Raw genomic sequence first — 25,221 nt, 5'->3', positions numbered from 1 at the left:
GAAGGGGGGCGGCGCCGTGAGTCCGCGCAAGAGTGACAGCCGGGAGCGGATGATCCTCAGTGCCCACGTCCTGCTGCGGGAGTACGGCGCCGCCGCGACGAGCATCGACCGGGTCCTCGCGCACAGCGGTGCCCCGCGCGGGTCGGTCTACCACCACTTCCCGGGCGGGCGCGCCCAGTTGATCGACGAGGCGGTGGCGCTGGCCGGGGACTACGTCGCGGGGCTCATCGACGCCGCGACGCGGGCCGACGACGTGACCGAGGCGATGGACGCGTTCTTCGCCCTGTGGCGGGACCGGCTCGTGGAGAGCGACTTCCGGGCCGGCTGCCCGATCGTGGCGGTGGCCGTCGAGACCAACGACGACGCCCCGCACCTCGCCCGCTCCGCCGCCGAGGTCTTCGCCCGCTGGCGGGAGGCGCTGGCCGGCCTGTTCCTCCGCGGCGGCCTGACCGAGCAGCGGAGCAGGAGGCTGGCGGCCTTCGTCATCGCCGCCGTCGAGGGCGCCGTGATCATGTGCCGGGCCGAACGCAGTACCGCCCCCCTGGACGATGCCGCCGCCGAGATCCACGACCTGCTGGTCCGCACGCTGCGGGACCGGCCCGATCCCGACCCCGGTCACGTCATCCGCCCGTGACCACCCAGCCCGAGGGAGCCGTCATGCCCGTGCTCGACCGCCAGGAGAACGTCTTCGTCCTCGATCTCGGAGACGGCGAGAACCGTTTCCACCCCGACTGGATCGCCGCCGTCGGCGCCGCCCTGGACGAGGTGGAGAAGACGGACGGACCGCGCGCCCTGGTGACCGCCGCGACGGGCAAGTTCTACTCCAACGGCCTCGATCTGGACTGGCTGTTCGCCAACGCCGACCAGCACCTGGACTACGTCGTCTCAGTGCAGACGCTCTTCGCGCGGCTGCTGACCCTGCCGGTGGTCACCGTGGCCGCGCTGCAAGGACACACCTTCGCCGCCGGCGCCATGTTCTCCCTGGCCCACGACTTCCGCGTCATGCGCGCCGACCGCGGCTTCTGGTGCCTGCCCGAGGCCGACATCAACATCCCCTTCACGCCAGGCATGTCGGCCCTCATCCAGTCCCGCCTGACACCGAAGACCGCCCATGAAGCCATGCTCACCGCCCGCCGCTACGGCGGCCCCGACGCCGTGGCCGCCGGCATCGTCGACACCGCCGTCGACGAGGACGCCGTACGGACGACGGCCCTCGGGATCGCGCAGGCCCAGGCCGCCAGGGCGGGCGACACCCTCGCCACCATCAGGACCCGGATGTACGCCCCTGTCCTCGCCGTCCTGCGCGACTCGACCAACCCCATGGGCTGACGCACCATCACGCATCAGTCCTCAACAGCACCAGAGCAAGGAGCAATCCGTGTCCACGACCGACCTCACCGCACTGTCCGGCCTCGAACTGATGCGCTGGATACAGTCCGTGCGGCCGACCGAGACCGACGTCCCCTCGATCGGCCGACTGCTCGGCATGCGGTTCGACGAGGTGGAGCACGGGCGCCTCGTCATCTCCCTGGACACCCGGCCCGACTTCGCCAACCCCCTCGGTACCGTCCACGGCGGCATCGCGGCCACGCTCCTGGACTCCGTCATGGGGTGTGCGGTGCACACCACCCTCCCCGCGGGGGTCGGCTACACGACCCTCGAACTGAAGGTGAACTACATCCGGGCCGCCCGCACCGACGGCCAGACGCTCACCGCCGAGGGGAAGGTCATCCACGTCGGCCGCAGCACCGCCACGGCCGAGGGCAAGGTCCTGGACGAGCAGGGGAAGCTGATCGCCCACGCCACCACCACCTGCCTGATCCTCGGCGGCGCCTGACCGTATCGCCGAGGGGCCGGGTCGGCCGCAGGTGAGTCAGGTGCGTCGGCAACCGGCGGAACGGAGTCGTCAGCTCCAGCCGAACCGGCGGTCGACCACCGCGGTGAACTCCTCCAGCGTCAGTACCTCGTCCCCGTTCTGGTCGGCGGCGTCGAACAGCGCGGAGGAGGCGTTCTCGTCTCCTACGGCCCAGAACGGCAGGTCACCCGACGCGGCCAGGGACGGGCCCTTCGTGCGCAGGGCGATGATCACCTCTGCGCGGGTCAGGGTCCCGTTGTGGTCGAGGTCGAGCGCCTCGAACAGCTTGCGGGCCTTCTCGCTCATCGTGCCACCCTCGTTCCTGATGTCGGCAGGCGGCCGACCCACCCCGCTCCACACGGAAGACGCTTCCGCACTCTTACAGGTTGCCTCCACGGGTGCCCCGCCGGAGGTCATCCGTGCCGAGACGCCGGTGGCCGCCCCGAAGGTCAGACGCCCCTGCCCGCGCGAGCCCGGGTCCGGGCGATCAGCCACATCAGATACGGCGCCCCGACCGCCGCCGTGAGCACGCCCACCGGCAGCTCGACGGGGGAGAACAGACGGCGGGCCAGCAGGTCCGCGACGACGACGATCGTGGCGCCGGTAAGGGCGGAGGAGAACAGCGGGATCTGGGCGGTACGGGTCAGCCGGTGGGCGATCTGCGGGGCGAGCAGCGCCACGAAGTCGACCGGGCCCGCGGCACCGGTCGCCACCGACGCCAGCACCACCCCGACCGCGGTGAGCCCCAGCCGGACCGGACCGAGCCGTACGCCCAACGCGGTCGCCGTGCTGTCGTCCAGGGACACCATGCGCTGGGCGTACGCCGACCACAGCAGGGCCGGGAGCAACGCGAGGAGGACCCAGGCGAGGGGCGCTGCCTGGTCGTAGCCCCGGCCGTTGAGCGAACCGGTCAGCCAGACCTTGGCCTGCTGGGCCACCAGATAGTCGCCCTTGGTGAGGAACAGCCGGGTCAGCGAACCCAGCGCGATCGACACGCCGATGCCCACCAGGACGAAACGTGTGGCGTGCAGGCCGCCCCGCCAGGCGAAGACGTAGACGAGCGCGGCGGCCGAGAGCCCGCCCACGACGGAGACGTACGGCAGGGCGGCGTACGACGTGATCCCGAAGGTCATCGCCGTCACCGTCGCCGCGCCCGCACCATGGGTGACGCCGATGACGTCGGGACTGGCCAGGGAGTTGCGCGCGACGGACTGGATCAGCGCACCGGAGACACCGAAGGCGGCGCCGACCAGCAGACCCGTCACCAGGCGGGGCAGACGCAGCGTGCCGACGACCAACTCGTCGGGACTCGGCTGGCCGAGCAGCACCCGGACGACCTCCGTCGGGGAGACGTACGACTCGCCGACGCACAGGGACACGACGGCCGTCGTCGCCAGGACGACGGCCAGCAGGACGGCTACGGCACTCGCCCGGCGGTGCAGCAGGAAGCTGCGGTCCCCGACGCGGACGACGCTGTAGCCGGCGGGGCGCAGCCGCCGCGGCGCGAGGGCCGTGCGCTCAAGAGGCAAGGTCACGTCGCCACCGTCGCCTTCCTGCGTACGAGCGCGATCAGGAACGGCACGCCGAGCAACGCGGTCATCACGGCCACCGGCACCTCCGAGGGCGCGAAGACGAGACGGCCGAGCACGTCCGACACCAGGATCACCGCGGGACCCAGCAGCGCGGACAGGGCGAGGACCCAGCGGTGGTCGGCGCCCACCAGCGCCCGCGCGATGTGCGGGACGGCGAGCCCCGTGAACGCGATCGGACCTGCGACCGCGACGGCGACCCCGGTCAGCACGGTCGCGGCGAGCGCGCCCAGGGCCCGCAGCAGGGCCACCCGGTGACCGAGCCCCCTGGCCACGTCGTCGCCGAGGGCGAGGGCGTCAAGGCCCCTGGCCACGGCGGCGACCAGCACCAGCCCCACCAGCAGGAACGGCCATGTCTGCGCGACGATCGCACCGTCGCGCCCGGCGATCGAGCCGACGTCCCAGAAGCGGAACTCGTCCAGGGCCCGGGCGTCGGTCGTGACGATCGCGGAGACCACGGAGGCGATGAACGCGTTCATCGCGGCCCCGGCCAGCGCCAGCTTGACCGGCGAGGCGCCGCTGCGTCCGCTGCCGGCCACGGCGTACGCGGCCACCGCGGCGAGCCCCGCACCGGCGAACGCGAACCAGACGTAGCCGGCGGGCGTGTGCACCCCGAGGAACGCGATCGCGCAGACGACGCCCAGCGAGGCGCCCTGGCTGACGCCGAGGACGCCGGGTTCGGCGATCGGATTGCGGGTGATGCCCTGCATGACCACCCCGGCGACCGCGAGGGCCAGCCCGACCATCACGCCGATGACCGTGCGGGGGACCCGCAGCACTCGCACGACCTGTGCGTTGTCACCGGTGCCGCCGTGCAGCAGGGCGTCGAACACCTCGCCCGGGGGGATCTGGCGGCTGCCGAGGGCGAGGCTGAGCAGGACGGCCAGGAGCAGCAGGAGCATGCCCGCGACCGTCCAGGCGAGGCGTCGCCGGGTGGTACGGGACATGCGGTTCCTTCTGCTGTTTCTCGTTCTTGCCGGTCGCTCGTTCTGGCCTTACTCGGCCAGGTACTTCTCCAGGTCCGCGAGGACCTCGTCGGCCGCGGTGACGCCCAGGCCCAGGTACCAGGTCTCGTCCGGGACGTCGTACGCGTGACCGGCCTTGACCGCCTTGAGGTTCTTCCACAGCGGGTTGCCCTGGGCGCGGGACTTGTCGGTGGCCTTGGGGTCGCCGTACACGCCGGTGAAGATGAAGTCCGCGTCGGCCTGGTCGATGTTCTCGGCGCTGACCTCGGCGGCCAGGTCCTCGATGTCCTGGTTCTTGGGGCGCGGGATGCCCGCGTCCTTGAGGATCGTGCCGATGAACGAGGCGTTGGCGTAGAGGCGGATCACACCGTCGGGCATGAACCGGACCATCGACACGGTCGGCTTGTCGGCGCCGAGTTCGGTGTCGAGTTCGTCGACCTTCTTGTCGTACGCGGCGAGCTTCGCCTTGGCCTCGGCGGTCTTGTCCAGCGCCGCGGCGTTCAGGAGGTAGTTCTCCTTCCAGGTGAAGCCCGGGCGGATGGAGAAGACGGTGGGGGCGATCTTCGACAGCTCGTCGTACTTGTCCGCGGCGCGCAGCTGGCTGCCGAGGATCAGGTCCGGCTTGAGGCCGGCGATCGCCTCCAGGTTGAGGTTGTTGATGGTGCCGACGTTCTCCGGGGTGCCGGCGTCCTTCTTCAGGTAGGAAGGCAGCTCGGGGGAGCCCTCGGTGGGGGCGAGGCCGACCGGCTTGATACCGAGCGAGACGACGTTGTCGAGCTCGCCGACGTCCAGGACCACGACACGCTTGGGCTGCGCCTTGATGACCGTCTCGCCCATGGCGTGCTCGACGGTCCGCGGCCACTGACCCGGCTTGGCGTCGGTTCCCATCGCCGCGGTCTTCTTCGCGGCGGAGGCGAAGTCCTTGCCCCCCTTGGCCACGTCCTTCTTGTCGCCGGCTCCGGCCGCGGAACCCTTGGTGTCCGCGCTGTCGTTGGAACCGCCGCAGGCCGCGAGGGACAGGGCGGCGGCGACGGCAAGAGCGACGGCGGCAGTGCCGCGGCGCCGGTGAAGCATGGCAAGGCTCCCTTTGGGGGTACATGGGTCGGCCATTAGGCCAGCCTCACCTTATCCGGATCTTTCGTGTGCCCTACATGTGAGTCTGTGTGGTCCCTGTCACGGTCCTGTGGTGCCGGCGTGCGCTTCCTTGACGCCCTGTGCCGAGGACGCCAAGGAGGACGGCGTAGGGAGGGTCAAGCCAGTGAGCAGGCGGAGTCGTTGAGTGTGAAGGCCGCGGGGCCGGGGTTCGTGCTGCCCTTGGTGGCCGTGAAGCCGAGGGTGACGGAACCGGCCGGGGCGATCGACGCCGTGTACGACACGGAGGTGACGCTCACCTCGGCGCCGCTCTGGGTCGCGGTGCCGCCCCACAGGTTGCTGACGCGTTGACTGTCCGGGAAGGTCCAGCGCAGCGTCCAGCCGTTGATCGCCGAGCTGCCGGTGTTGCGGAGGACGATCTCGCCCTGGAAGCCGCCGGGCCACTCGTTCGTCACCCTGTAGGCGACACCGCAGTTCGTCGACGATCCGCCGGAGGCGGTGGTGGCCGTCACCGTGCCGGAGCGCTGCGAGCGGTTGCCGGCGGCGTCGCGGGCGTAGACGGCGAAGGTGTACGAGGCCGACGGCGCGAGGCCGGTGACCGTGGCGGAGGCGGCGGTCGTACTGATGGCCGCGACCTCGCTCGTGCCGTCCACGCGCACCACGTCATAGCCCGTGACACCCGTCGCGTCGGTGGCGGCGGCCCACGCCAGCTTCACCGACGACGACGTCACCTCCGAGGCGGTCGGTGTCCCGGGAGCGGTCGGGGGAGTGGTGTCGCCCCCGCCCGAGGCGTAGACGGTGGCTTCCTTCGAGGTGGCGGCGATGCCGTTGGCGCCGTGGAAGATGCGCTCGCCCCAGGAACTCAGCCGACTCGGATCGAAGTTGACCGCCAGGTCGAGGATCGGGTCGGTGTTGCCGCTCCAGGACCAGGCCAGATAGCCGAGCCGGAGCTGCTGGGCGGCGGCCATCATGGTGTCCTCGTCCGGGTCGCCGTACTGGTCGGGCGGACCGCCGAACTCACCGATGAGAAGGGGCAGTTCGGCGTTCACGAACGTGTTCAGGTAGTCGGTGATCTCCTGAGCCGTGTCATACACGCTGTACATGTGGATCGAGAAGATCAGGTTGCCGGTGGGGTCGGCGGCGTAGACGGACTTGGCGTTGTCCCGCATGACGCCCTGCCAGTCCTGGCCCCAGTTGGGCGCGTCCACCATGATCGTGTGCGCGAAGCCGGCGTTCCGCAGCTTCTTGATCGCGGCGATGGTGGGATCGGTCCAGCTGGCCGGATTGGTGTTGCCCCAGGGCTCGTTGCCGATGTTGATGACGACGTAGTTCTCCTGGCCCTCCAGCACGCTCTTCAGGCCGATCCAGTAGTCGGCGGCCTGGTCGAGGGTCCCGGCCGCGGCCTCCTCTCCGTAACCGGTGGTGTCGTGCACCTCCAGGACACAGATGAGCCGGTTGGCCTTGCACTGGGAGATGACGCTTGCCACGTCCGAGGCGCTGTTCGCGGTCCAGCGATGACCGTCGGCGAGGACCACCCGGACGGAGTTGGCGCCCAGTGCCTTGACGTCCGCCAGCGACTGAGTCTGGTTCGGATACCAGGTGTGGGCGTGGTTGACGCCCCGCATGACGAAGTCGTTGCCGTTGCCTTCCACCAGGCGGCCGTTGCTGATGTGGATGCCGGTGGCAGCCGCCTGGGCGGGCGTGGCGGAGGAGAGTAACGGGACGAGCAGGCCCAGGAGGGCGGCCACTACGGCGGCCACTCGAGGGGCGGTGCGGGTGCGGGATCTCATGGCGGCTCCCAAGAGTTCGATGGGGTGACGATGCGTCAGGAGGACGCGGTGCGCGCCGTGCACGTGACAGTCGCCGACGGGGCGTTGGCCGTTGCCGGGGTACTGGCGATGAATCCGAAGGTGGCGCTCGCGCCCGGCGCGAGGGTGCCGTTCCAGCTCGCGTCGGTGACGATGGCCGTGCCGTCGTCGGCGGTGGTGAAGGTGCCGTTCCAGGCCTGCGTGAGCCGGGCGCCGTCGGCCGGTACGACGGTCACGGTCCAGCCCGGGACGGGGGCCGCGGACGCGTTGGTCACCGTGACCTCGCCCTGGTAGCCGCCCTGCCAGGTGGAGACGGCCCGGAAGGACGCGGTGCAGGCGGCAGGGTCACCGGGGTCTCCCGGATCCCCCGGGTTCTCGCCGAGGAGCGAGGCCAGGGCCGGGTACCAACGGGCGGCGATCTTCTCGTCCCCGGATGTGCTCGGGTGCACGCCGTCGTAGGTGTCCGTGGCCGTGTCGAAGCCCGTCCACTGGTCGACCACGGTGACGGGGGAACGGCTGGTGCCCGTCGCCCGCGCCCACTCGGGGATCCGTGCGTTGAACTCGACGACGCGCTGCGCGCAGCCGGTGCAACTGCTCGGGTTCATCGGAATGATCTGGGCGACCAGGATCCTCATGTCCGGGTTGGAGGCCCGCATCTGCTCCACGAGCTTGGTGTAGGCGGCGAGGATCCGATCGGGGGCGATGCCGCTCCATACGTCGTTGGTACCGAAGTGCATGACAACGATGTCCGGCAACGTGGCCGCCAGTCGGGCCGGCAGCAGGTTCTGATCGGCCACGTTGGTGACCAGTTCACCGCCGTGGCCTTCGTTGTCCCCGTCGTAGGGCTGCCCGCAGCCCTGCGGGCCGAGGGTGCCGACGAAGTCGATGTCCGTGTACCCGGCGGACTGCAGCCGGTTCCATAGCACCGCACGCCAGCAGCCGGGCGAGCCGGTGATCGAGTCGCCGAGCGGCATGATGCGCACGGGCGTCGCTGCCGCGGCGGCTCGCGGCGCCAGGCCGACTCCGACGGGCAGGAGCAGCGTGCCCAGCAGGGCGAGCAGCGGAAAGATCCACGAGACTGGGTGACGGCTGCCGCGCATGGTGTTCCCTTCCCTGGCCGCATCTGTCAGCGCGCTTCGCGCGCGTGGGGTGGGAGCGCTCCGATATGCCATCAAGCCACCGTTGTCATTGACGCGTCAAGAGGTGGGAAGTGTGCCTGCGATGCTGTGAGTTCAGAGAACCGTCGAGTTCCGGAGAACCAAGGAGGCGTCATGTCCGAGCCGTCCGTCCTTGCCGCGCTGGTGTCCGGTCTGCGGGGTGGATCGATCGAAGTCGTCGACCTCACCTCGCCCCTGTCGTCGTCGACACCGGTGATCCAACTGCCGCCCCAGTTCGGGCAGACCGCCGTCTTCGAGCTGGAGGAGATCAGCCGCTACGACGACCGGGGCCCCGCCTGGTACTGGAACAACTTCCGCAGCGGCGAGCACACCGGCACCCACTTCGACGCCCCGAACCACTGGGTCACCGGCAAGGACCTCACCGACGTGGCCTCGGTGCCGGCCGGCAGGCTGATCGCACCGGCGGCCGTGCTGGACTTCACCGCAGAGGTGGCCAAGAACCCCGACTTCGTGGTCGAGATCGACCATGTGAAGGCATGGGAAGCCGAGAACGGCCCCTTGCCCGAAGGCGGTTGGCTGCTGCTGCGCACCGGCTGGAGCGCCCGCTCGCACTCCCAGGAGGCGTTCCTCAACGCCGACGAGAACGGCCCGCACACCCCCGGTCTGTCGGCGGAGTGCGCCCGCTGGGTCGCCGAGGAGTCACCGGTGATCGGGCTCGGCGTGGAGACGGTGGGCACGGACGCCGGAGGCGCGCACTCCTTCGACCCGGCCTATCCCTGTCACTCCTACCTCATGGGCAGCGACAAGTACGGCCTGACGCAGTTGCAGAACCTCGCCGCCCTGCCGCCGACCGGCTCCGTCGTCATCGCGGGACCGCTGCCGATCGTCACCGGCTCCGGGGCTCCCGCGCGCGTGCTCGCGCTGGTGGAGCGCTCATGAAGGTCGCGGAAGCGGTCGGCCGGGCGCTGTGCGCGGCCGGGGTCGGCCAGGTCTTCGGAGTGGTTGGATCCGGCAACTTCCATGTCACGAACGCGATGGTCGCGGCGGGGGCGCGGTTCGTCGCCGCACGCCATGAGGGCGGCGCGGCGACCATGGCCGACGCGTATGCCCGCACCAGCGGCACGGTCGCCGTGGTGAGCGTGCACCAGGGCCCCGGGCTGACCAACGCGATGACCGGGATCGCGGAGGCGGCCAAGAGCCGTACGCCGCTCGTCGTCCTCGCCGCCGAGGTGACCGAGCCCAGGTCCAACTTCTATGTCGACCAGGAGGCGTTGGCGCGCGCGGTGGGGGCGGTCACGGTTCGGGTGACGTCGGCGGAGGAGGCCGTCGAGGAGGCGTGCGGGGCGGTGGGGCTGGCGGTGCGGGAGCGGCGTACCGTCCTGCTCAACCTCCCGCTGCCGGTCCAGGCGTTGGACGTGCCGGACGGTGCTCTGGCACAGGCGGTGCCACCGGCGGAACGGGGCGCGGTCGAGCCGGAGGCCGAAGACGTGGCGGCCTTGAGGGAGTTGCTCGGGCAGTCCCGGCGGCCGGTGTTCGTGGCGGGCCGGGGATCGCGCGGTGCCGGCAGCCGGGCGGCGCTGGAGGCACTCGCCGAGCGCCACGGCGCGCTGCTCGCGACCTCGGCCGTCGCACGCGGCCTCTTCCACGGCAACCCCTGGTCGCTGGACATCTCCGGCGGTTTCGCCTCGCCCCTGGCATCCGAACTGATCCAGGGCGCTGACCTGATCGTCGGCTGGGGCTGCGCGCTCAACATGTGGACGATGCGGCACGGCAGCCTGATCGGCGCCGACGCCACCGTCGTACAGGTCGACGACGACCCGTCGGCCCTCGGCGCGCACCGGCCGGTCCACCTCGGCGTCACCGGCGACGTCCGGCTCACCGCGCGCCAGGTCTTCGAGGCGGGCGGCGAGCGGCGGGAGGGCTATCGGAGCCCGGAGACCGGGGCGGCTCTCGCGGCCCGGGTGCGACTGCGCGACGTGCGGCACGAGGACACGAGCACGCGCGAGCGGATCGACCCCCGGACGCTGAGCATCGCGCTCGACGACATCCTGCCCGCGGAGCGGGTCGTCGGCGTGGACTCCGGCAACTTCATGGGCTACCCGAGCGCCTACCTCTCGGTGCCGGACGAGAAGGGCTTCTGCTTCACGCAGGCCTTCCAGTCGATCGGTCTTGGCCTGGCGACCACGATCGGGGCGGCGCTCGCCCAGCCGGACCGGCTGCCGGTGGCCGCGCTCGGGGACGGCGGCGCGTTGATGGGCGCCGTCGAGCTCGACACGGTGCGGCGGCTCGGGCTGCCGATGGTGGTCGTCGTCTACGACGACGAGGCGTACGGCGCCGAGGTGCACCACTTCGGCCCCGACGGGCACCCGCTGGACACCGTCCGCTTCCCGCCGACGGACATCGCGGCCGTGGGCCGGGGCTATGGCTTCGAGGCGGTGACCGTGCGAACGCGGGCCGATCTGAAGGCAGTGGTGGACTGGGTCGCGGGGCCGCGCTCCACGCCGCTGCTCATCGACGCCAAGGTGGTCGCCGATCGCGGGTCCTGGTGGCTGGAGGAGGCGTTCCGCGGCCACTGAGCACGGGCCCGAAGCCCGCGACGTCGACCCGCCGCCCCCTTCACATGCGCCGTGGGCAGGCGGGCCGACGTCGGTGGGATCAGACCGCCGGTGCCGGGAAGGTCGGGTACTCCACCCCGGAGACGTGCTGGACGACGCGGATGACCTGGCAGGAGTAGCCGAACTCGTTGTCGTACCAGAGGTAGAGGATCGCGTTGTCGCCGTCGACCTTGAGGGCGCCGGCGTCCACGATCGAGGCGTGGCGCGAGCCGATGAAGTCGCTGGAGACCGCGTCGGGGGCCGTGATGAAGTCGATCTGGCGGCGCAGCGGCGAGGTCAGCGACACGTCGCGCAGGTAGTCGAGGACCTCCTCGCGGGTCGTCTCACGCCCCAGCTGGAGATTGAGGATGGCGATCGAGACGTCCGGCACCGGGACGCGGATCGAGCTGCCGGAGATCTTCGCCTTGAGCTCGGGCAGCGCCTTGGCGACGGCGGAGGCGGCGCCGGTCTCGGTGATGACCATGTTCAGCGGCGCGGACCGGCCGCGGCGCTCGGACTTGTGGTAGTTGTCCAGCAGGTTCTGGTCGTTGGTGAACGAGTGGACGGTCTCCACGTGGCCGCGCAGCACACCGAACTCGTCGTCCATCGCCTTCAGCGGCGGGACTATGGCGTTGGTGGTGCAGGAGGCGCAGGACAGGATCTGCTCGTCCGGCTTGACCGTGTCGTGGTTGACGCCATGGACGATGTTGGGGACGTCACCCTTGCCCGGCGCGGTCAGCACGACCTTGTCGATGCCGGGGCGCAGGTGCTCGGACAGGCCCTCGCGGTCGCGCCACTTGCCGGTGTTGTCGATCAGGATGGCGTTCTTGATGCCGTACGCCGTGTAGTCGATCTCCGACGGGTCGTTCGCGTAGATCACCTTGATCGCGTTGCCGTTGGCGAAGATCGTGCTGTTCGCCTCGTCGACCGTGATCGTGCCCTGGAACTGGCCGTGGATGGAGTCACGGCGCAGCAGCGAGGCGCGCTTGACGATGTCCTCGTCGCCGCCGCCGCGCACGACGATGGCGCGCAGCCGCAGGCCGTTGCCCGAGCCGGACTTCTCGATCAGCAGGCGGGCGACCAGGCGGCCGATCCGGCCGAAGCCGTAGAGGACGACATCGCGTCCCTCGCCGCCCTCGATCTTGTTGGCGCCGGTGGCACCGGCGACGGCCTCGGCGGTGAACGCCTCCACGGACAGACCGCGGTCGTCGGCCTTGTACGTCGCGGCCAGCATGCCGATGTCGATCTGCGACGGGCCCAGGTCGAGCGAGGTGAGGGCCTGCACGAAGGGCAGCGTCTCGGTGACCGAGAGCTCCTCACCGGCGATCTGCCGGGCGAACCGGTGGGTCTTCAGGATGCTGACCACCGACTTGTTCACCAGGGAGCGGCTGTGGAGGAGGACGGTGACGTCCCGCTCCCGGTGCAGCTTCCCGATGAGCGGGATCATCGACTCCGCGATCTCCTCGCGGTTCTTCCAGTTGGTGAACGAGTCGTCGTTGACAGTCACGGGCCTATCTTTCGAGCTAGGAGGCGCTCATATGCTAACCGCAGGGTGCGACGATCGTTCAAGCAGGGGTCTTGGAGTGCGCGAATGCCCCATATTGAGGTGATTTGACCGACAGGAGGGGTGGATGGAGCTGGAACTGCGGCATCTTCGGGTGCTGTGCGCGATCGCGGACGCGGGGAGCGTGGGCCGGGCAGCGGCGGAGCTGGGGTATACACAGCCCGCGGTGAGCACCCAACTCCGGCGCATCGAGCGGCACTTCGGTGAGCCGTTGTTCGAGCGCGGGCCGGCGGGTGTACGGCCGACTCGGTACGGCGTCGAGGTGGTGGCCCAGGCGCGCGACGTCCTGGCCCGCGCGGCCGCGATCGGCCGTCGGCCGGCCGCCGAGTCGACACGTCGGACGCTGCGCGTGGCGGCGACCAATTCGCCGATGCTGGCGGGCATGGTCACCGGCCTCCGGGCCAGGCTGCCGGACGTCTCACTCGCCGTGAACAGCGTGTACGCCTCGTCACGGATCGTCGAACTGCTGGAGGCGGGCACGGTGGACGCCGCCATCGCCGCGGACTACCCCGGCAGGGAGCTGGAGCACTCGGACGCGGTGGCCCATCGCGGGATCGTGACCGAGCCGACGTTCGTGGCCCTGCCGTCCCGCCATCCGCTGCGGCACCGCGCCCAGATCGCGCTCGCCGACCTGGCGGAGGAGGCGTGGTTCGTCACGCCGGACGACGGGGCGGGCTGGCCCGGGGTCTTCTACACGGCATGCTCGGCGGCCGGCTTCGCGCCGGTGGCCGTGCACGAATTCCTGGGCGACCAGCTCCAGTTGCAGGGGATGATCGCCGACGGGCTCGGCGTGTCCGCCGTACAGCCGACGCTGCGCCCGATCCCGCATGTCGTGATCAAACCGCTGACCGGTACGCCACTGTGGTGCCGTTACGTCCTGGCCTGGCGACGGGAGGCGGTCCCGGCCGGGACGGTGGACGCGCTGTTCCAGTCGGCGGCCTCCGCCTACCGTGAACTCGCCGCCCAGTCCCCGCACTTGAAGTCATGGGCCGCACGCACATGGAGCGTGACCGGGGCGTAGGAGGCCGCTCGCGCCGGGTGTCTTGGTGTTATGACCCGGCAGTGCCATGTGCTATGTCACACGCCATTGTTGGGGCGGGCGGGCGCTGAGACAGTGCCTCACACGCCTCAGCACCCGTATCGAGGCGCATCAACTCCCTGGAGGAATCCCGATGCGCTACCGCTTCGTGCTGCCCAGACGCACGCTCGGCGCACTCGCCGTCTGCGCCACGCTCTCCGGCCTCCTGTCGGCGCCCGCGTTCGCCGCACCCCTGGCGGACCCGGACGTCACGCCCACCGTGACCTCGCCCCGCAGCACAACCTCACCCCCACCGCCGACCGCTTCGCTCACCGACGCCGCCGAACGCACCGCCGTACAGAAGGAGGCACTCACCCCGGACCGACTCCCGCCCCTGACACCGACGCCCGCCCAGGACCCACCGCCCACGGGGGCCGTCGCCAAGGCGAAGTCGTGCACCCCGGGCGACTTCGGCGGACGGACCGGCGCCGCACTCGTCGCTTTCGTCAAGGCCTCGACCACCGAATGCGTCAACACCCTCTTCGCGGTGACGGGTTCGGACGCCCACGCCGTCTTCCGCGAGTCCCAGATGATCACCGTCGCGCAGGCGTTCACCAACACGGCCCGGACCTACGGCGGCGACAACTCGTCCCGGGTGCTGCAGCTCGTACTGTTCCTGCGCGCCGGCTACTACGTGCAGTCCAACTACCCTGACGACGTGGGCCCGTACGGCACATCGCTGGCCCGGAACACCACGCAAGGCCTGGACACCTTCTTCGCCCGCCCGCGCTCCAGGGACGTCACCGCCGCGAACGGCGACGTGCTGGGCGAGGTCGTCGTCCTCACCGACAGCGCCGACCAGCAGGCCCGCTATCTGAGGGTCTATCAGCGGATGCTGAACGCCTACGACAGCTCCTACGACGCCATCCGCAGCATGCTCGCGGCTGTGAACGCCGTCCACACCCCGCTCTGGCGCGGCAACTGGAACCCGGAGTACGTGAAGGCGGTCACCGCCGACCCGTCCGTCGCCCGGACCCTCCAGAACTTCGCGCTGGCCCACCTGGACCTGCTCGGCACCGACCGCGCCTACCTCGCTTCCAACGCCGGGATGAACCTGGCCCGTTACGTCGAACACCCGGCGCTGCGGCCCACGGTCCGCCCCGGGGTCAGGCAGCTCCTTGACTCGTCCCGGATCACGGGCCCCACGGCCGGTCTCTGGGTGGCCGTGGCGACTCAGGCCGACGCCTACGACGGCGCCAACTGCACCTACTACGGCGTCTGCGACCTGACCGGACAGCTGATGCGCGCTGCCCTGCCGACCACCCACGACTGCGACGCCACGCACACGATCCGGGCCCAGTCGCTCACCTCGGCCGACCTCGCCGCGGCGTGCGCCAGCGTGCTGGGCCAGGACGCGTACGTCCACGACCTCGTCAAGGACGACGGACCCATCCCGGACCAGTACCTGTCGACCCTCGACCTCGCCGTCTTCACCAGCGCCCAGGACTACCGGACGTACGCCGGCGCGATCTTCGGCATCAGCACGGACAACGGCGGCATGACCGTGATCGGCGACCCGACGGACTCCGCCAACAAACCCTTCGCGGTCATGTACCAGAAGAGCCAGGACACCGGACACGCCGCCAGGATCTGGAACCTCAACCACGAATACATGCACTACCTCGACGCCCGCTACAACATGAAGGGCGACTTCGGCCAGCAGACCTCGGTGCCGGACGTCTGGTGGATCGAGGGCGTGGCCGAGTACGTCTCCTACGGCTATCGCCGCATCACCAACGACCAGGCCGTCGCGGAGGCGGGCAGGCACACGTACCGGCTGAGCACGCTGTTCCAGAACACGTACGCCAACAGCGACGTGACCCGCACCTACCCGTGGGGCTACCTCGCGGTCCGGTACATGGTCGAGAAGCACCCGGCCGACGTCCAGCGCATGCTCGCCCGGTTCCGCGTGGGCGACTACGCAGGCGGGTACGCCGTGTACGCCACCGACATCGGCACCCGTTACGACGCCGATTTCGACGAGTGGCTGACGGCGTGCGCCGCCGGTGCGTGCGCGGCGGCGCCGGCCGTCAGTCGAGGGTCGTCTCGGGGATCTGCACGTTGATCAGCTCCCCGGAGCGCGGGTCGACGGTCAGGCCCCGGCCCGGTCTGCGGTTGCGCAGATGGGCGTGGGCCAGCCGGACGCCCAGGATGTCGCCCTCCATCACGTTCTGAGGGTCGAGGAGCACGCCCCGGCGGTGCCGCTTCAGGGCACTGAGCCAGCCCATGGCGCCCGCCATCGTCTCCCCGGTGACACCGGCGGCCACGCCCACCCCACGGTCCCGTCCGGACTCGACCAGGATCCGCAGGTCCTGGTCGATCTCCGGCAGGATCAGCAGATCGGCGTCGTCGACGAGGACCACGCGGGGCTCGCTGCCGGTACCCAGTGCCGCGGCGAGCTCCTGCGCCGTGGGCGACTGCGCGGTGAGCAGCCGTACTCCCGGATGACCGCTCAGGGCGCGCAGCGGCGACTCCCGCGGTGTGAGAACGACGAGCCGTGTGCCGGACGTGAGCAGGGAGACGGCCAGGCTCGCCAGGGTGGTGCTGCGGCCGGAGCCGGGCGGACCGGCGACGACGAACGCGGGCGAGGTGCCCGCGAAGTCCACCCCGACCGGTGCGACATCGTCGCCGCCCAGCCCGAGCAGACCCCACTGCGGCCGGCGCAGTTCCTCGGGCACCTTCTCGTACGCCGCCGTGAACTCCACCTTCGCCGGCAGGGTGCCGATCCGCACGGGCCGTCGACCGGCGGGCAGCCCGGCGTCGCGGCGGGTGGCCTCGGAGCCGATGGTGCGCAGCGCTTCTGCCTGCTCCTGGCCGGTCGTCCCGGGCGCGAGCAACGCCACCTGGATCTCGGTGCCGTCGGAGGTCCAGCCCTGTCCGGGCCTGATCACGTCGGGCAGATCGCGGGAGCGGCGTCCGACGACGTGGTAGTCGGTGCGGTCGTTCAGCCGCAGCAGCAGCTTGTTGTCGTTGAGGGCGGTGGCCCGACCGGCCAGCAGGGCGCGTTCGGACGTGGCGACGACGTGCAGGCCCGCGGCGGCGCCTTCCCTCAGCAGCCGGTTCAACTGGTCCATCTGCCGGCCGCCGTTGTGCTCGGCGATGAGGTCCACGAGCGCGTCCCAGCCGTCGACGAACAGCAGCACGTGCGCCGGGCGAGCCGATACCGGGACGATCTCCCGGAGCTCCGTGAGGTTCGCCGCGTGATGCTGGGTCAGCAGCTCCTGGCGGCGGTGCAGTTCGGTGTCCAGCCGGGTGAGCAGCCGCTCCAGCCGCTCGGTGTCCCCGCGCGGCACGACCGCACCGCAGTGCGGCAGCACGCCCAGGGCCGACAGCGCGCCGCCCCCGAAGTCGATGCCGTACAGATGCACGTCCGCGGCCGAGTTGGCGCGGGCCAGCGCCCCGGCCATGGTCCGCAGCACCTGCGAGCGCCCGGAGCGCGGGATACCGACGACGTACAGGTGGCCGAAGGTGGCGAGGTCCAGCCGCACCGGCTCCTGCGCCTGGGCGCCGGGCAGGTCCGACAGGGCCCAGGGCACCGGGGCCGGGCGGGCGTCGCCGGGCTGCTCGGGCTCGGGCAGGTCGTCGATCAGCACGGCGTGGTCGAGCGGGGGCAGCCAGGGGCTGGGCTGCGGGGCGCAGCCGGTGAGCTCCGCCGCCTCGCGTACCGCGTCCACGAGTGCGTTGAGGTCGGTGGGGGAGTCGTCGTCCAGGGCGGCAGCGCCGGGCTCGGCTTCGGCGAGCGGCACTCCGACGGCGCGGCCGAGGCGCTGCCACGGCAGCTCGGTGCCCCAGATCCGGGACTCCTCCGCCCCGGTCGCGCGCTCCGGCTGCCGTACCAGTGTCGCTCCGGGGCGGGTCGCTCCGGAGTACGCGGTCTGGAACGGTACGACCGTGCCGTGGCCGAGGCGGGCCAGGGCCCGGCCGGGGGTGTTCGGGGAGATGCTGACGGCGTCCTTGGTGTCGATGACGTCCTGGCTCTCGGTGGCGTCGGTGACGCGCAGGGCGATCCGCAGGTTGGTGTTGGCGCGGATGTCGGCGTTGACCACACCGGCCGGACGCTGCGTGGCCAGGATCAGATGGATGCCGAGCGACCGGCCGCGCTGGGCGATGCTGACCAGGCCCGGGATGAAGTCCGGGATCTCCCGGTAGAGCGTGGCGAACTCGTCGATGACGATGACCAGTCGGGGCACCGGTTCCAGCTCGGGGTCCCGGCGGCGCATGCCCTGGTACTCGGGCAGGTCCTTGGCGCCGACGGCGGCCAGGATGTGCTCGCGGCGCACCAGTTCGGCCGAGAGCGAGGTCAGCGCCCGCTGGACGAGGTGGCTGTCGAGGTCGGTGACCATGCCGAGGGTGTGCGGCAGTCGTACGCAGTCCTTGAAGGCGCTGCCGCCCTTGTAGTCGACCAGCACGAAGGTCAGCTCGTCGGGCCGGTTGGCCACGGCGAGGGAGGCCACCAGGGTCTGGAGCAGCTCCGACTTGCCGGATCCGGTGGTGCCCGCGACGAGGCCGTGCGGTCCGTCCTTCACCAGGTCGAAGGCGGCCGTGCCGTCGTAGCCCGCGCCGAGCAGCACCTCGGTGGACGCCGCCCGCCGCTCCCAGCGCGCGGAGACGGCCGCACCGCTCGGTTCCGGCAGGTCCAGCAGGTCGAGCAGGCCGACCCGGTCGGGCAGTCCCTCCGAGGCGTCCGGCGTGACGTCGTGGATCGGGGCGATGCCCCGCGCCAGACGCTCGCACCAGGCCGGTTCCACCAGGTCCGGGCGGATGTCCGGGATGGCGGGCAGACCGGTGCGGCGCAGGGTCAGGCGGTGGTTCTCGTACCGGACCACCGCGGTGCACTCCTCCGGGAGGAGCCGCTCCTCGTGGTCCAGACAGAGCGGGAAGATCCGTACGCCCGGGCCCTCCTTGAGGATGGAGACGACACCGGGGACATCGCGCAGTCGGCGCGCGCCGTCCATCACGACCAGCACGTCGGGTTCGCTGAGCAGCGCCTTGCTCATCGTCGACTCGGCGGCCCGCTGCCGGGTGCGCAGCGTGGAGACCAACTCGGCGACGCGATTGGCCACCGTCTCCGGGTCGTTGCCGATGAGGGTGACGGCGCCGCCACGGGCTCCGGGCAACGCGTCCCGGGAGTGCGGCAGCCAGCGCGCCCAGTCCCACGATTCCTCGGACGCCTTGTCGGTGAGGACGACGATCCGCAGGTCGCGCGGCGTGTGCAGGACGGCGGCCTGCGCGGTCATCCAGCGGGCCAGCGCCTGCACCGGGCCGGTCTCACCGGCCAGCCCCACCACCCCGCAGTGTTCGAGGTCGACGCTGACGGGCGCGTCCGGGATGGTCCAGTGCACGGCGGTGTGATTGTCCTCGCGCGCCGCGTCGTCGATGCCGAGCAGCGACGGCTGGCTCGCGGTGCCCAGACGCAGGGCGAGATGGTCGGGGTCGCCGCGCCGGCGCTCCCACAGCCGGCGGCCCGGGCCGACGCCCCACAGCCCGGCGATCGCCGGGTCGGGCGCGCTCTCGGTGCGCAGCCGCTGTTCGGTGTCGACCTTCTGCCTGACGTCCTCCTCCAGCGAGGCGCGGCGCAGCCGGTAGACGTGGGACTTCTCCTCGTAGTCCTTGCGTGCCTGGCGCCGGCCGCTGATGTGGTTCGCCGCCATCAGCAGCGGCGACAGGAACATGAAGAGCAGGTAGTAGTACGAGTTCCAGATGAGCACCATGCCGATGCCCATCAGCATGGGGGCGAACGCCACCAGGAACGGGATGGGCCGACGGCCGGGCGGCTCGGGCGGTCCGGGCAGCCGGAAGCGCTCGGGCTCCAGGTGCGGCAGGATGCGCGGCGGCCGGTTGTAGTCCAGCCCGCCGCCGCCCTCGGACGGCACCACGGCGGCGTCCCGCTGTGTCGGCTCGGACAGTCGCAGCAGGTATTCGCCGAGGGCCAGTTCGCCACCGAGCGGCCAGGGCTCCCAACCGTCGGGCAGGTCGGCCGCATCGGTGACCTGCTCCGCCGACTCGTCCTCCTCGTCCTGTTCCGCGAGGGGGAGCAGCGGCACGTTGGGCTTGCCGCGGTGCTCCGGTGGTTCGGGGACGGACAGGCGGGCGGTGCCGTCCGACGGCAGTTCGACGAGGGCGGAGCCGTCCGGGCGTACGGAGATCCGGATGCCGTCGGACGGAAGGCCACGCCCCTGGAGGGGCACCGCGGACCCCTCCAGCGGGCCGATGCCGTGGGTGCCGAGGCCGAGCGCGTACACCCGCCCGGCGGCCGGGCCTCCCACCACCTGGAGTTCCACGACCGGCGAGTGGTCCACCCGCTGCGGCTGCGGCATGGCGGAGCGCTGCGGGCCGTACTCCGTACCGACCCGGGGAACGGGCGCGCCGAGGCCGACGAGGCTGCCGTCCATGACCGGTGTGTCGGCCAACGGGGCGCCGGGGGACAGCGGTTCGTCGCCGACGTAGCAGACGGGCGCGCCGCCCGCGGCGGACGACGGGTCGTCGGCACGCAGCCGGGCCAGGTGGTCGGCGACATCCCGGACCGGAGTCGCGGCGTCGGCGCTCAGCACGACGTCCTGACGGCTCGCGGGGTCGCCGTCGGCAACGGTGGTGATGAGGAGTTTCATCTCTCCCCTTCGGGGGTGGTTCGTGGGGCGAGCAAGGGCTGCGAGCAAGAGGGCTGTGGTGCCGGCGTGCGGTGGCGGGCTACTCCCCGCCGGTGGACGACGCCTCGGCGCGGTGGGTCCGGGCCGTGGCCGGCTCGGACAGGAGGTCGGCACCCGCGACGGTCCGGGCCGGGGCCGCGCGCGTGGGCTGCTCGACGAGCTCGGACAGCTCCGAGACCTCCGGCTGCCCGGCCGGTTCGGGCACCTGCCGCTGCGGGGCCGGACGCGGCTCGACGGCCGTCTCCATCGGCCTCTGCCGCTCCGGGGCGCGGCGCGCGCGGCGCCGGTCCGAGCGGACGGCCGCGGCGACGGCCCTGCTTAGCGGGGCCGAGTCCGCGGACAGGTCGAGCTCCGGGGCGCTGACCCGGCCGCGGCCGTCGACGCGCAGGGCCCAGCTGTGCCCGGCGGCCGGACCGTCGGCGAGACAGACGACGGTGCCGGTGGCGGCGAGGGCGGTCAGGCGCCGGGCCTGTTCGCGGGTGGGGGAAGCGCAGACCACGACCGTGGTGGTGGTGACGACCTCTCCCTCCGTCGTCGGGGCGGGCGTGTCCTCCAGTCGGCGCAGCACGCTGTCGAGCGGCTCGCCGTGGTAGTGGGGGTGGACGCCGTCCGCCACGGTGACCGAGGCTCCGCTGCCCGGTCGGTCCAGCTGCGCGGCCAGGGCCTGGAGCAGACGGAACCGGGTCGCCGGATCGCCCTCGACGGTGATCAGCCGGGGACCGGCGGCCAGGTCGAGGTGGACGCACAGGTCGTCCGCCATGCCGACGGTGACCGGCAGCGGCCGCACCCGGGTGCCCGCTCGGGGCGCCGCGTCCGGCAACGACTCCGCGTCGTCCAGGCTCAGGCACCAGGACTGCGGACTGATGCCGTCGGCGACCTCCCACGGGGCGGGCGGGGCGGGCAGCCGGCGGGCGGCGATCTGGACGGCGGCCCAGCCGGGCTCCGTGCGCAAGCCGTAGGCGAAGGCGCCGGGCACCTCGCCGAGGGCCGCTCCGGCGCCGTCCAGCAACCGTCGTACGAGGAGGCCGGACCGGGGGTCGCACAGGTGGCGGGAGAGCGCCCGCACCCCGCGGCGGTGGCGCCGGAAGGAGCGCAGCGGCTCGCCGAACGCCCGCCTGGTCAGGGCGATCTCCTGGGCGACGCCCCGCCGGAACCGCCGCCAGCCGCCACGCTTGCGCACGAAGTGCCGCAGCAGCAGGAACAGCAGCAGAAGTACGGCGACGGCGACCAGCAGCGCCGTCACGAGCGACGAGTCCGGCTTGGCCAGCGAGATCACATGGCCCCGCGCCGGTATGCCCCCCGTCATGCGGCCACCAGCGCGTCCTGGGGGTGGCGGCGGCGCAGCTCCCGAATCGCGTGATGCGTACGGGACTTGACCGTGCCCGCGGGGATGGACAGGGCGTCCGCGGCGTCCGGGCCGGTCCAGCCCAGCACGTAGACGTAGAAGAGCACCTCGCGGTGCGGCAGGGAGAGGCGGGAGAGGGCGTGCACGAGGAAGCGGCGGTGCACCGCCTGGCCGATCGGGTCGACGGGCTCGGCGTGCGATTCCAGCAGCTCCTGGTGGTACTCGGGGCGGGACTGCTCGCGGCGCGTCCAGTCCACCACCAGGTTGTGCGCCACCCGGAACAGCCAGGCCCGTGAGGGTGCCCAGTCCGGCGGCTGGTCCGCGCTGCTCAGCCAGGCGCGCAACAGGGTCTCCTGGACGAAGTCCTCGGCGCGCTGCTGATCGCCGCGCAGCATGCCGCTGACGTAGCGCAACAGGGGGCCGTGGTGCTGTTCGTACAGCTCACGGAAGCCGCCGTCGCCGGCGGGAGCGCTCCCGCCGGGTCTGTGAGGGTTCCCGTCGGCGGGACAGGTTGTGGACGTTCTCATGTGTTGCCTCCCGCAGAACCGGCCTCGGTCTGATGAGCCGGTCAGTTCGGGCGCCGCGAACGCGGCGGGTGCTGTGCAGTGAACATGAATGCCCAGGTGACCACCGCATCCACGAGTGGAACTGATGATTCCTGTTGAGCGGTGAGTCTATGAGGGTTGCCACAACTTTCAAGCGTCTTTGAGGTGAACGTGAGGTTCGACATGGGAAGTCGACCAGGGCGAACGGAGAATGAGTCCCGTTCGCCCCGGTTCATCTTATTTGTCGCGCATCACGCGGGGATGCCGCCGGCGATCTGCCCGTCGAGGTCCTTCACGGACTGGCCGATCTGCTGGAACTGCTTGGCGAACTCGGTGATGTTGTTGACCGCCTGGGTCACCGAGGTGTTGAAGTTCGTGTAGGACTCGCGCAGCTTGGGGCTGGTCTGCGCCAGCACCAGGCCGTCGCCGAGGAGCGCCTCGACCTCGCGCTGGAGCTCCGACAGCTGAGGCACCAGCGTGGAGCTGACGGCGTTGTTCAGCTTGGCGGCCGTGGCGTTGATCGCCTCTTCGTCGACGGTGGTACGGGGCATCGTGGCCTCTTTCCGTTGCGGTGCCTGCGGTCGCGACCGACCGTGCACCTGGGTGATGGAACTCTCGGGCCCGCGGATGCGGGCCCTGGGACCCTGCGGGCGCCAAGGGGGGGAGTTCGGCGCCCGCAGGGAGCTTCAGGGGTGGGCCGGAGGCTGTCCGGCCCTGTGCCGGGAGATCAGCGCCAGTTCTCGCCGAGCGTCCCGAGGGGTGGTTCGTCGCCGTAGCGCTGGTGCTGGGTGATGGAGTCCCTCAAGTACCAGGTGCCGTCCTGGTTCTTCTGCCAGATCTCCTGGATCTCGCCGCTGCCGTCGGCGACGTAGCGGTTCATGTCCGTGGTGACGACCCGCAGGACGGAGCCGTCCGAACGCGTGTAGTCGGTGCGGGTGTTGCCGTCGGGCAGGGTGGTGGTGGTCCCCTGCGCGGAGGTGCCGTCGGCCAGGTGCCCGCCCGCGTCCACCAGGGGCTTCTCCACGGTGAGGTAGGCGGGCGGCCGGTCCAGGAACTTCTGGGGGTCCTCCTGACCGGCCTCGGAGTTGAAGTACGTCTCCTTGTCCATGTTCAGCACCCAGTCGCCGTCGGGCGCCTTGGTCCAGATCTGCTGGGTGTCGCCGTTCTCGTCGGTGACGTACCGCTTCATGAACCCCTTGTCGTAGCCCCCGGGATCCACATCCAGGTAGACCTTGGAGACGGTGCCGTCGGAGCGGTGGGTGGTGGTCACGGAGTCGCCGTCCTCGGAGAGCGTGCGGTACGTCTCGCGGTACGTCAGCCCGTTCTTGTTGGTGATCGTGACCGTCGTCTCGACCGGGTTGCCGTTCTTGTCGACCTCGATCTGCCCGTTCGCGTCCAGCTTGTACTCGACCTTGGTGTGGCCGTTCTCGTCGTCCCGCTCGTAGCCGTTCGGTACCGGTGGCGGCGGGGTCTCCGACGGCCCCTGCCCGCCCAGTTCGCGGTTCCTGTTCAGGGGGTTGGGTTCGCCGCTCTCCGGTGTCCAGGCGGGCTTCTTCGCCAGCTCCTCCTGGTCCGCGGCCCAGCTCTTCTGCATGTCCTCGGCCTGGCGGCGCAGCGGCTCCTCTTCCTTGTCGAGCTGCTTCTGCGCCTCTTCGTTCGCCGCCTGGTCCTTCCACAGGGCTTCCTGCTGCTTGTCCAGCTCGTCCCACTTCGGCGCGAAGGCGTCCTGCTCCTTCTGCAGGGCGTCCTTCTCCCGGTCCAGGTCGCCCTGTTCCTTGTCCTGCTCGCCGTCCAGGGTCTTGCGCGCGGCGTCCTGTTCCTTCCAGAGGCCCTCCTGCTTGCGCTGGAGCTCCTCCGCCCGATCGCCGAAGGGTTCCTGCTGGTCGGCGAGCGCCTGGCGCTGCTTGTCCAGGGCCTCCTGCCGTGCCTGGAGGGGATCGAACGCCTTCTCCTGGTCGGCCGCCAGCTTGTCCAGGTCGTCCCACTTCTTCTGGAGGGGCTCGCCCTCCTTCTCCCACAGGGCGTCCTGCTCGGCCCACAGGGCGTCCTGCTTCTTCTGCCAGGCGTCGAGTTCGCCCTGGGTGACGCCCTTCTTGCGCATCAGGGCGTCCCGCTCCTTCCAGAGCGCCTCCTGCTTCTTCGTCAGGGCCTCGCTCTTGGCGTCGTACGCGTCCTGCTGCTGTTGCAGAGCGGCCTGCTGCGCCAGGTACAGGGCCTCCTGCGCATGGCGCAGATCCTTCTCCTCCTGCCACAACTCCTGCTGCTTGCGCTGCAGTTCGTCCTGCTGCTGCCGCAGCGGCTCCTGGTCGCCCCGCAGGGATTCGGCTTCCTTGTTCAGGGCTTCCTGCTTCGCCGCGAAAGCCGACTCCTGTTCCTCACGCTCGGCCTTCTGCTGCTCCCACAACTCCTGCTGCCGGCGGTCGAGTTCGTCCTGGCGCTGCCGCAGCGGCTCCTGCTCCTTCTGGAGGGCCTCCTGCTGCTTGATGAAGCCTTCCTGCCGCTTCGCCTGGGCCTCCTGCTCCTTCTCCAGGGCCGCCCGCTTCTTCTCGTGCTCCTCCTGCTGCCGCTGCAGATAGAGCTGCCCGGGCTTGTGCCGCCGCTCCAGGTTGGCGGCCTCGGCCCGCTTGTACATGGCGTCCTGGCGCTGCTTGTAGGCGTCGTTCTCGGCCTTGATGTTCTGCCGCAGATAGGACGCCGCCATCGTGGAGGCGTTGGCCGCGGTGCCCGCGTCCTGGTCGTAGAACGCCTTGCCGATCTCGTCGAGGAGGTTGCCGAGGTCGGTCATGACCTGCCAGGCCTCGCGGAACGACTTCTGCCAGGCGCCGTAGAAGTTCGTCAGCTCCTCGGCCGTGTCCCGGCGGGGCCCGATGTCACCGGCGGCGAAATCGCGGTCCGTCTGCGAGGAGACGTCCAATTCATCGCGGAGATGCCAGATCTGGCGGGCGAGGACGTACATCAGATCGTAGTCGACCGAAATGCGAGCCACGTCTATCCGTCCTTTCTTCCGGTGTTCGGGCCGAG

19 protein-coding genes are annotated in these 25,221 nt (G+C 71.0%); 7 read left to right on the top strand and 12 right to left on the bottom strand.

What is annotated here, in order from left to right; all coding sequences use genetic code 11:
• Nucleotides 1-16 precede the first annotated feature (16 nt).
• Genes BLU79_RS15810 through BLU79_RS15800 form a run of 3 tightly spaced genes read left to right on the top strand, consistent with a single transcriptional unit; the run spans nt 17 to nt 1,837 of the window.
• Nucleotides 17-634, top strand: a complete 618-nt coding sequence (locus BLU79_RS15810) for a TetR/AcrR family transcriptional regulator (RefSeq protein ID WP_256333322.1) — start codon at nt 17-19, stop codon at nt 632-634.
• Between the two features lie 23 nt (nt 635-657).
• Nucleotides 658-1,329, top strand: a complete 672-nt coding sequence (locus tag BLU79_RS15805) for an enoyl-CoA hydratase-related protein (protein WP_093906377.1) — start codon at nt 658-660, stop codon at nt 1,327-1,329.
• A 49-nt stretch (nt 1,330-1,378) separates the two neighbouring features.
• On the top strand, nt 1,379-1,837 hold the full coding sequence (locus BLU79_RS15800) for a PaaI family thioesterase (protein ID WP_093906376.1): 459 nt from the start codon (nt 1,379-1,381) through the stop codon (nt 1,835-1,837).
• A gap of 69 nt (nt 1,838-1,906) precedes the next feature.
• On the opposite strand, the gene BLU79_RS15795 is transcribed toward BLU79_RS15800, so the two are convergent.
• The 6 genes from BLU79_RS15795 to BLU79_RS15770 form a co-directional block, all read right to left on the bottom strand.
• The gene (locus BLU79_RS15795) at nt 1,907-2,161 is read right to left on the bottom strand and encodes an EF-hand domain-containing protein (protein ID WP_093906375.1); all 255 of its coding nucleotides are present in this window, start codon (nt 2,159-2,161) and stop codon (nt 1,907-1,909) included.
• A 143-nt stretch (nt 2,162-2,304) separates the two neighbouring features.
• Nucleotides 2,305-3,384 carry a FecCD family ABC transporter permease gene (locus BLU79_RS15790; RefSeq protein ID WP_093906489.1) on the bottom strand — a complete coding sequence of 360 codons (1,080 nt, stop codon included), beginning with the start codon at nt 3,382-3,384 and terminating at the stop codon, nt 2,305-2,307.
• Between the two features lie 2 nt (nt 3,385-3,386).
• Complete coding sequence (locus tag BLU79_RS15785) at nt 3,387-4,391, bottom strand: FecCD family ABC transporter permease (protein WP_093906374.1); 1,005 nt, start codon at nt 4,389-4,391, stop codon at nt 3,387-3,389.
• Between the two features lie 48 nt (nt 4,392-4,439).
• A complete protein-coding gene (locus BLU79_RS15780; RefSeq protein ID WP_093906373.1) occupies nt 4,440-5,483 on the bottom strand; it encodes an ABC transporter substrate-binding protein in 1,044 nt (347 codons plus the stop codon).
• Nucleotides 5,484-5,659: 176 nt separating this feature from the next.
• Nucleotides 5,660-7,291: a cellulase family glycosylhydrolase gene (locus BLU79_RS15775; protein WP_093906488.1), complete on the bottom strand. Its 1,632-nt coding sequence runs from the start codon at nt 7,289-7,291 to the stop codon at nt 5,660-5,662.
• A 35-nt stretch (nt 7,292-7,326) separates the two neighbouring features.
• Entirely contained in the window at nt 7,327-8,409 is a 1,083-nt protein-coding gene (locus BLU79_RS15770) for a GDSL-type esterase/lipase family protein (protein WP_093906372.1), read from the bottom strand.
• 171 nt (nt 8,410-8,580) lie between these two features.
• Here BLU79_RS15770 and BLU79_RS15765 point away from each other — a divergent pair, with 171 nt between their 5' ends.
• Both BLU79_RS15765 and BLU79_RS15760 read left to right on the top strand, forming a co-directional pair.
• The gene (locus tag BLU79_RS15765) at nt 8,581-9,366 is read left to right on the top strand and encodes a cyclase family protein (protein ID WP_093906371.1); all 786 of its coding nucleotides are present in this window, start codon (nt 8,581-8,583) and stop codon (nt 9,364-9,366) included.
• Nucleotides 9,363-11,003 (top strand): thiamine pyrophosphate-binding protein, encoded by a 1,641-nt coding sequence (locus BLU79_RS15760; protein WP_093906370.1) that lies wholly within the window; start codon nt 9,363-9,365, stop codon nt 11,001-11,003. The genes BLU79_RS15765 and BLU79_RS15760 overlap by 4 nt, the downstream gene beginning before the upstream one ends.
• Nucleotides 11,004-11,082: 79 nt before the next feature.
• On the opposite strand, the gene BLU79_RS15755 is transcribed toward BLU79_RS15760, so the two are convergent.
• The gene (locus BLU79_RS15755; RefSeq protein WP_093906369.1) at nt 11,083-12,528 is read right to left on the bottom strand and encodes a glyceraldehyde-3-phosphate dehydrogenase; all 1,446 of its coding nucleotides are present in this window, start codon (nt 12,526-12,528) and stop codon (nt 11,083-11,085) included.
• A gap of 124 nt (nt 12,529-12,652) precedes the next feature.
• On the opposite strand from BLU79_RS15755, the gene BLU79_RS15750 reads away from it, so the two are divergent.
• Nucleotides 12,653-13,606, top strand: a complete 954-nt coding sequence (locus BLU79_RS15750) for a LysR family transcriptional regulator (RefSeq protein ID WP_093906368.1) — start codon at nt 12,653-12,655, stop codon at nt 13,604-13,606.
• A gap of 151 nt (nt 13,607-13,757) precedes the next feature.
• On the top strand, nt 13,758-15,728 hold the full coding sequence (locus tag BLU79_RS15745) for a collagenase (RefSeq protein WP_093906367.1): 1,971 nt from the start codon (nt 13,758-13,760) through the stop codon (nt 15,726-15,728).
• On the opposite strand, the gene BLU79_RS15740 is transcribed toward BLU79_RS15745, so the two are convergent.
• From BLU79_RS15740 to BLU79_RS15720, 5 genes are all read right to left on the bottom strand, one after another.
• The gene (locus BLU79_RS15740; protein ID WP_093906366.1) at nt 15,694-20,271 is read right to left on the bottom strand and encodes an FtsK/SpoIIIE domain-containing protein; all 4,578 of its coding nucleotides are present in this window, start codon (nt 20,269-20,271) and stop codon (nt 15,694-15,696) included. The two genes, BLU79_RS15745 and BLU79_RS15740, sit on opposite strands and share 35 nt — an antisense overlap.
• Nucleotides 20,272-20,350: 79 nt before the next feature.
• A complete protein-coding gene (locus BLU79_RS15735; RefSeq protein WP_093906365.1) occupies nt 20,351-21,616 on the bottom strand; it encodes a hypothetical protein in 1,266 nt (421 codons plus the stop codon).
• A complete protein-coding gene (locus tag BLU79_RS15730; protein ID WP_093906364.1) occupies nt 21,613-22,182 on the bottom strand; it encodes a sigma-70 family RNA polymerase sigma factor in 570 nt (189 codons plus the stop codon). Before BLU79_RS15730 ends, BLU79_RS15735 begins: the two co-directional genes overlap by 4 nt.
• A gap of 269 nt (nt 22,183-22,451) precedes the next feature.
• Nucleotides 22,452-22,751: a hypothetical protein gene (locus tag BLU79_RS15725; protein WP_177001030.1), complete on the bottom strand. Its 300-nt coding sequence runs from the start codon at nt 22,749-22,751 to the stop codon at nt 22,452-22,454.
• 176 nt (nt 22,752-22,927) lie between these two features.
• Nucleotides 22,928-25,186 carry a hypothetical protein gene (locus tag BLU79_RS15720; RefSeq protein WP_093906363.1) on the bottom strand — a complete coding sequence of 753 codons (2,259 nt, stop codon included), beginning with the start codon at nt 25,184-25,186 and terminating at the stop codon, nt 22,928-22,930.
• Between the last annotated feature and the right edge of the window lie 35 nt (nt 25,187-25,221).

Source organism: Streptomyces sp. cf386, assembly GCF_900103585.1.
In the GTDB taxonomy this organism is placed as follows: domain Bacteria; phylum Actinomycetota; class Actinomycetes; order Streptomycetales; family Streptomycetaceae; genus Streptomyces.
Note: the sequence above shows the minus strand (reverse complement) of the source record. Positions and strands in the feature narration are given on the sequence as shown.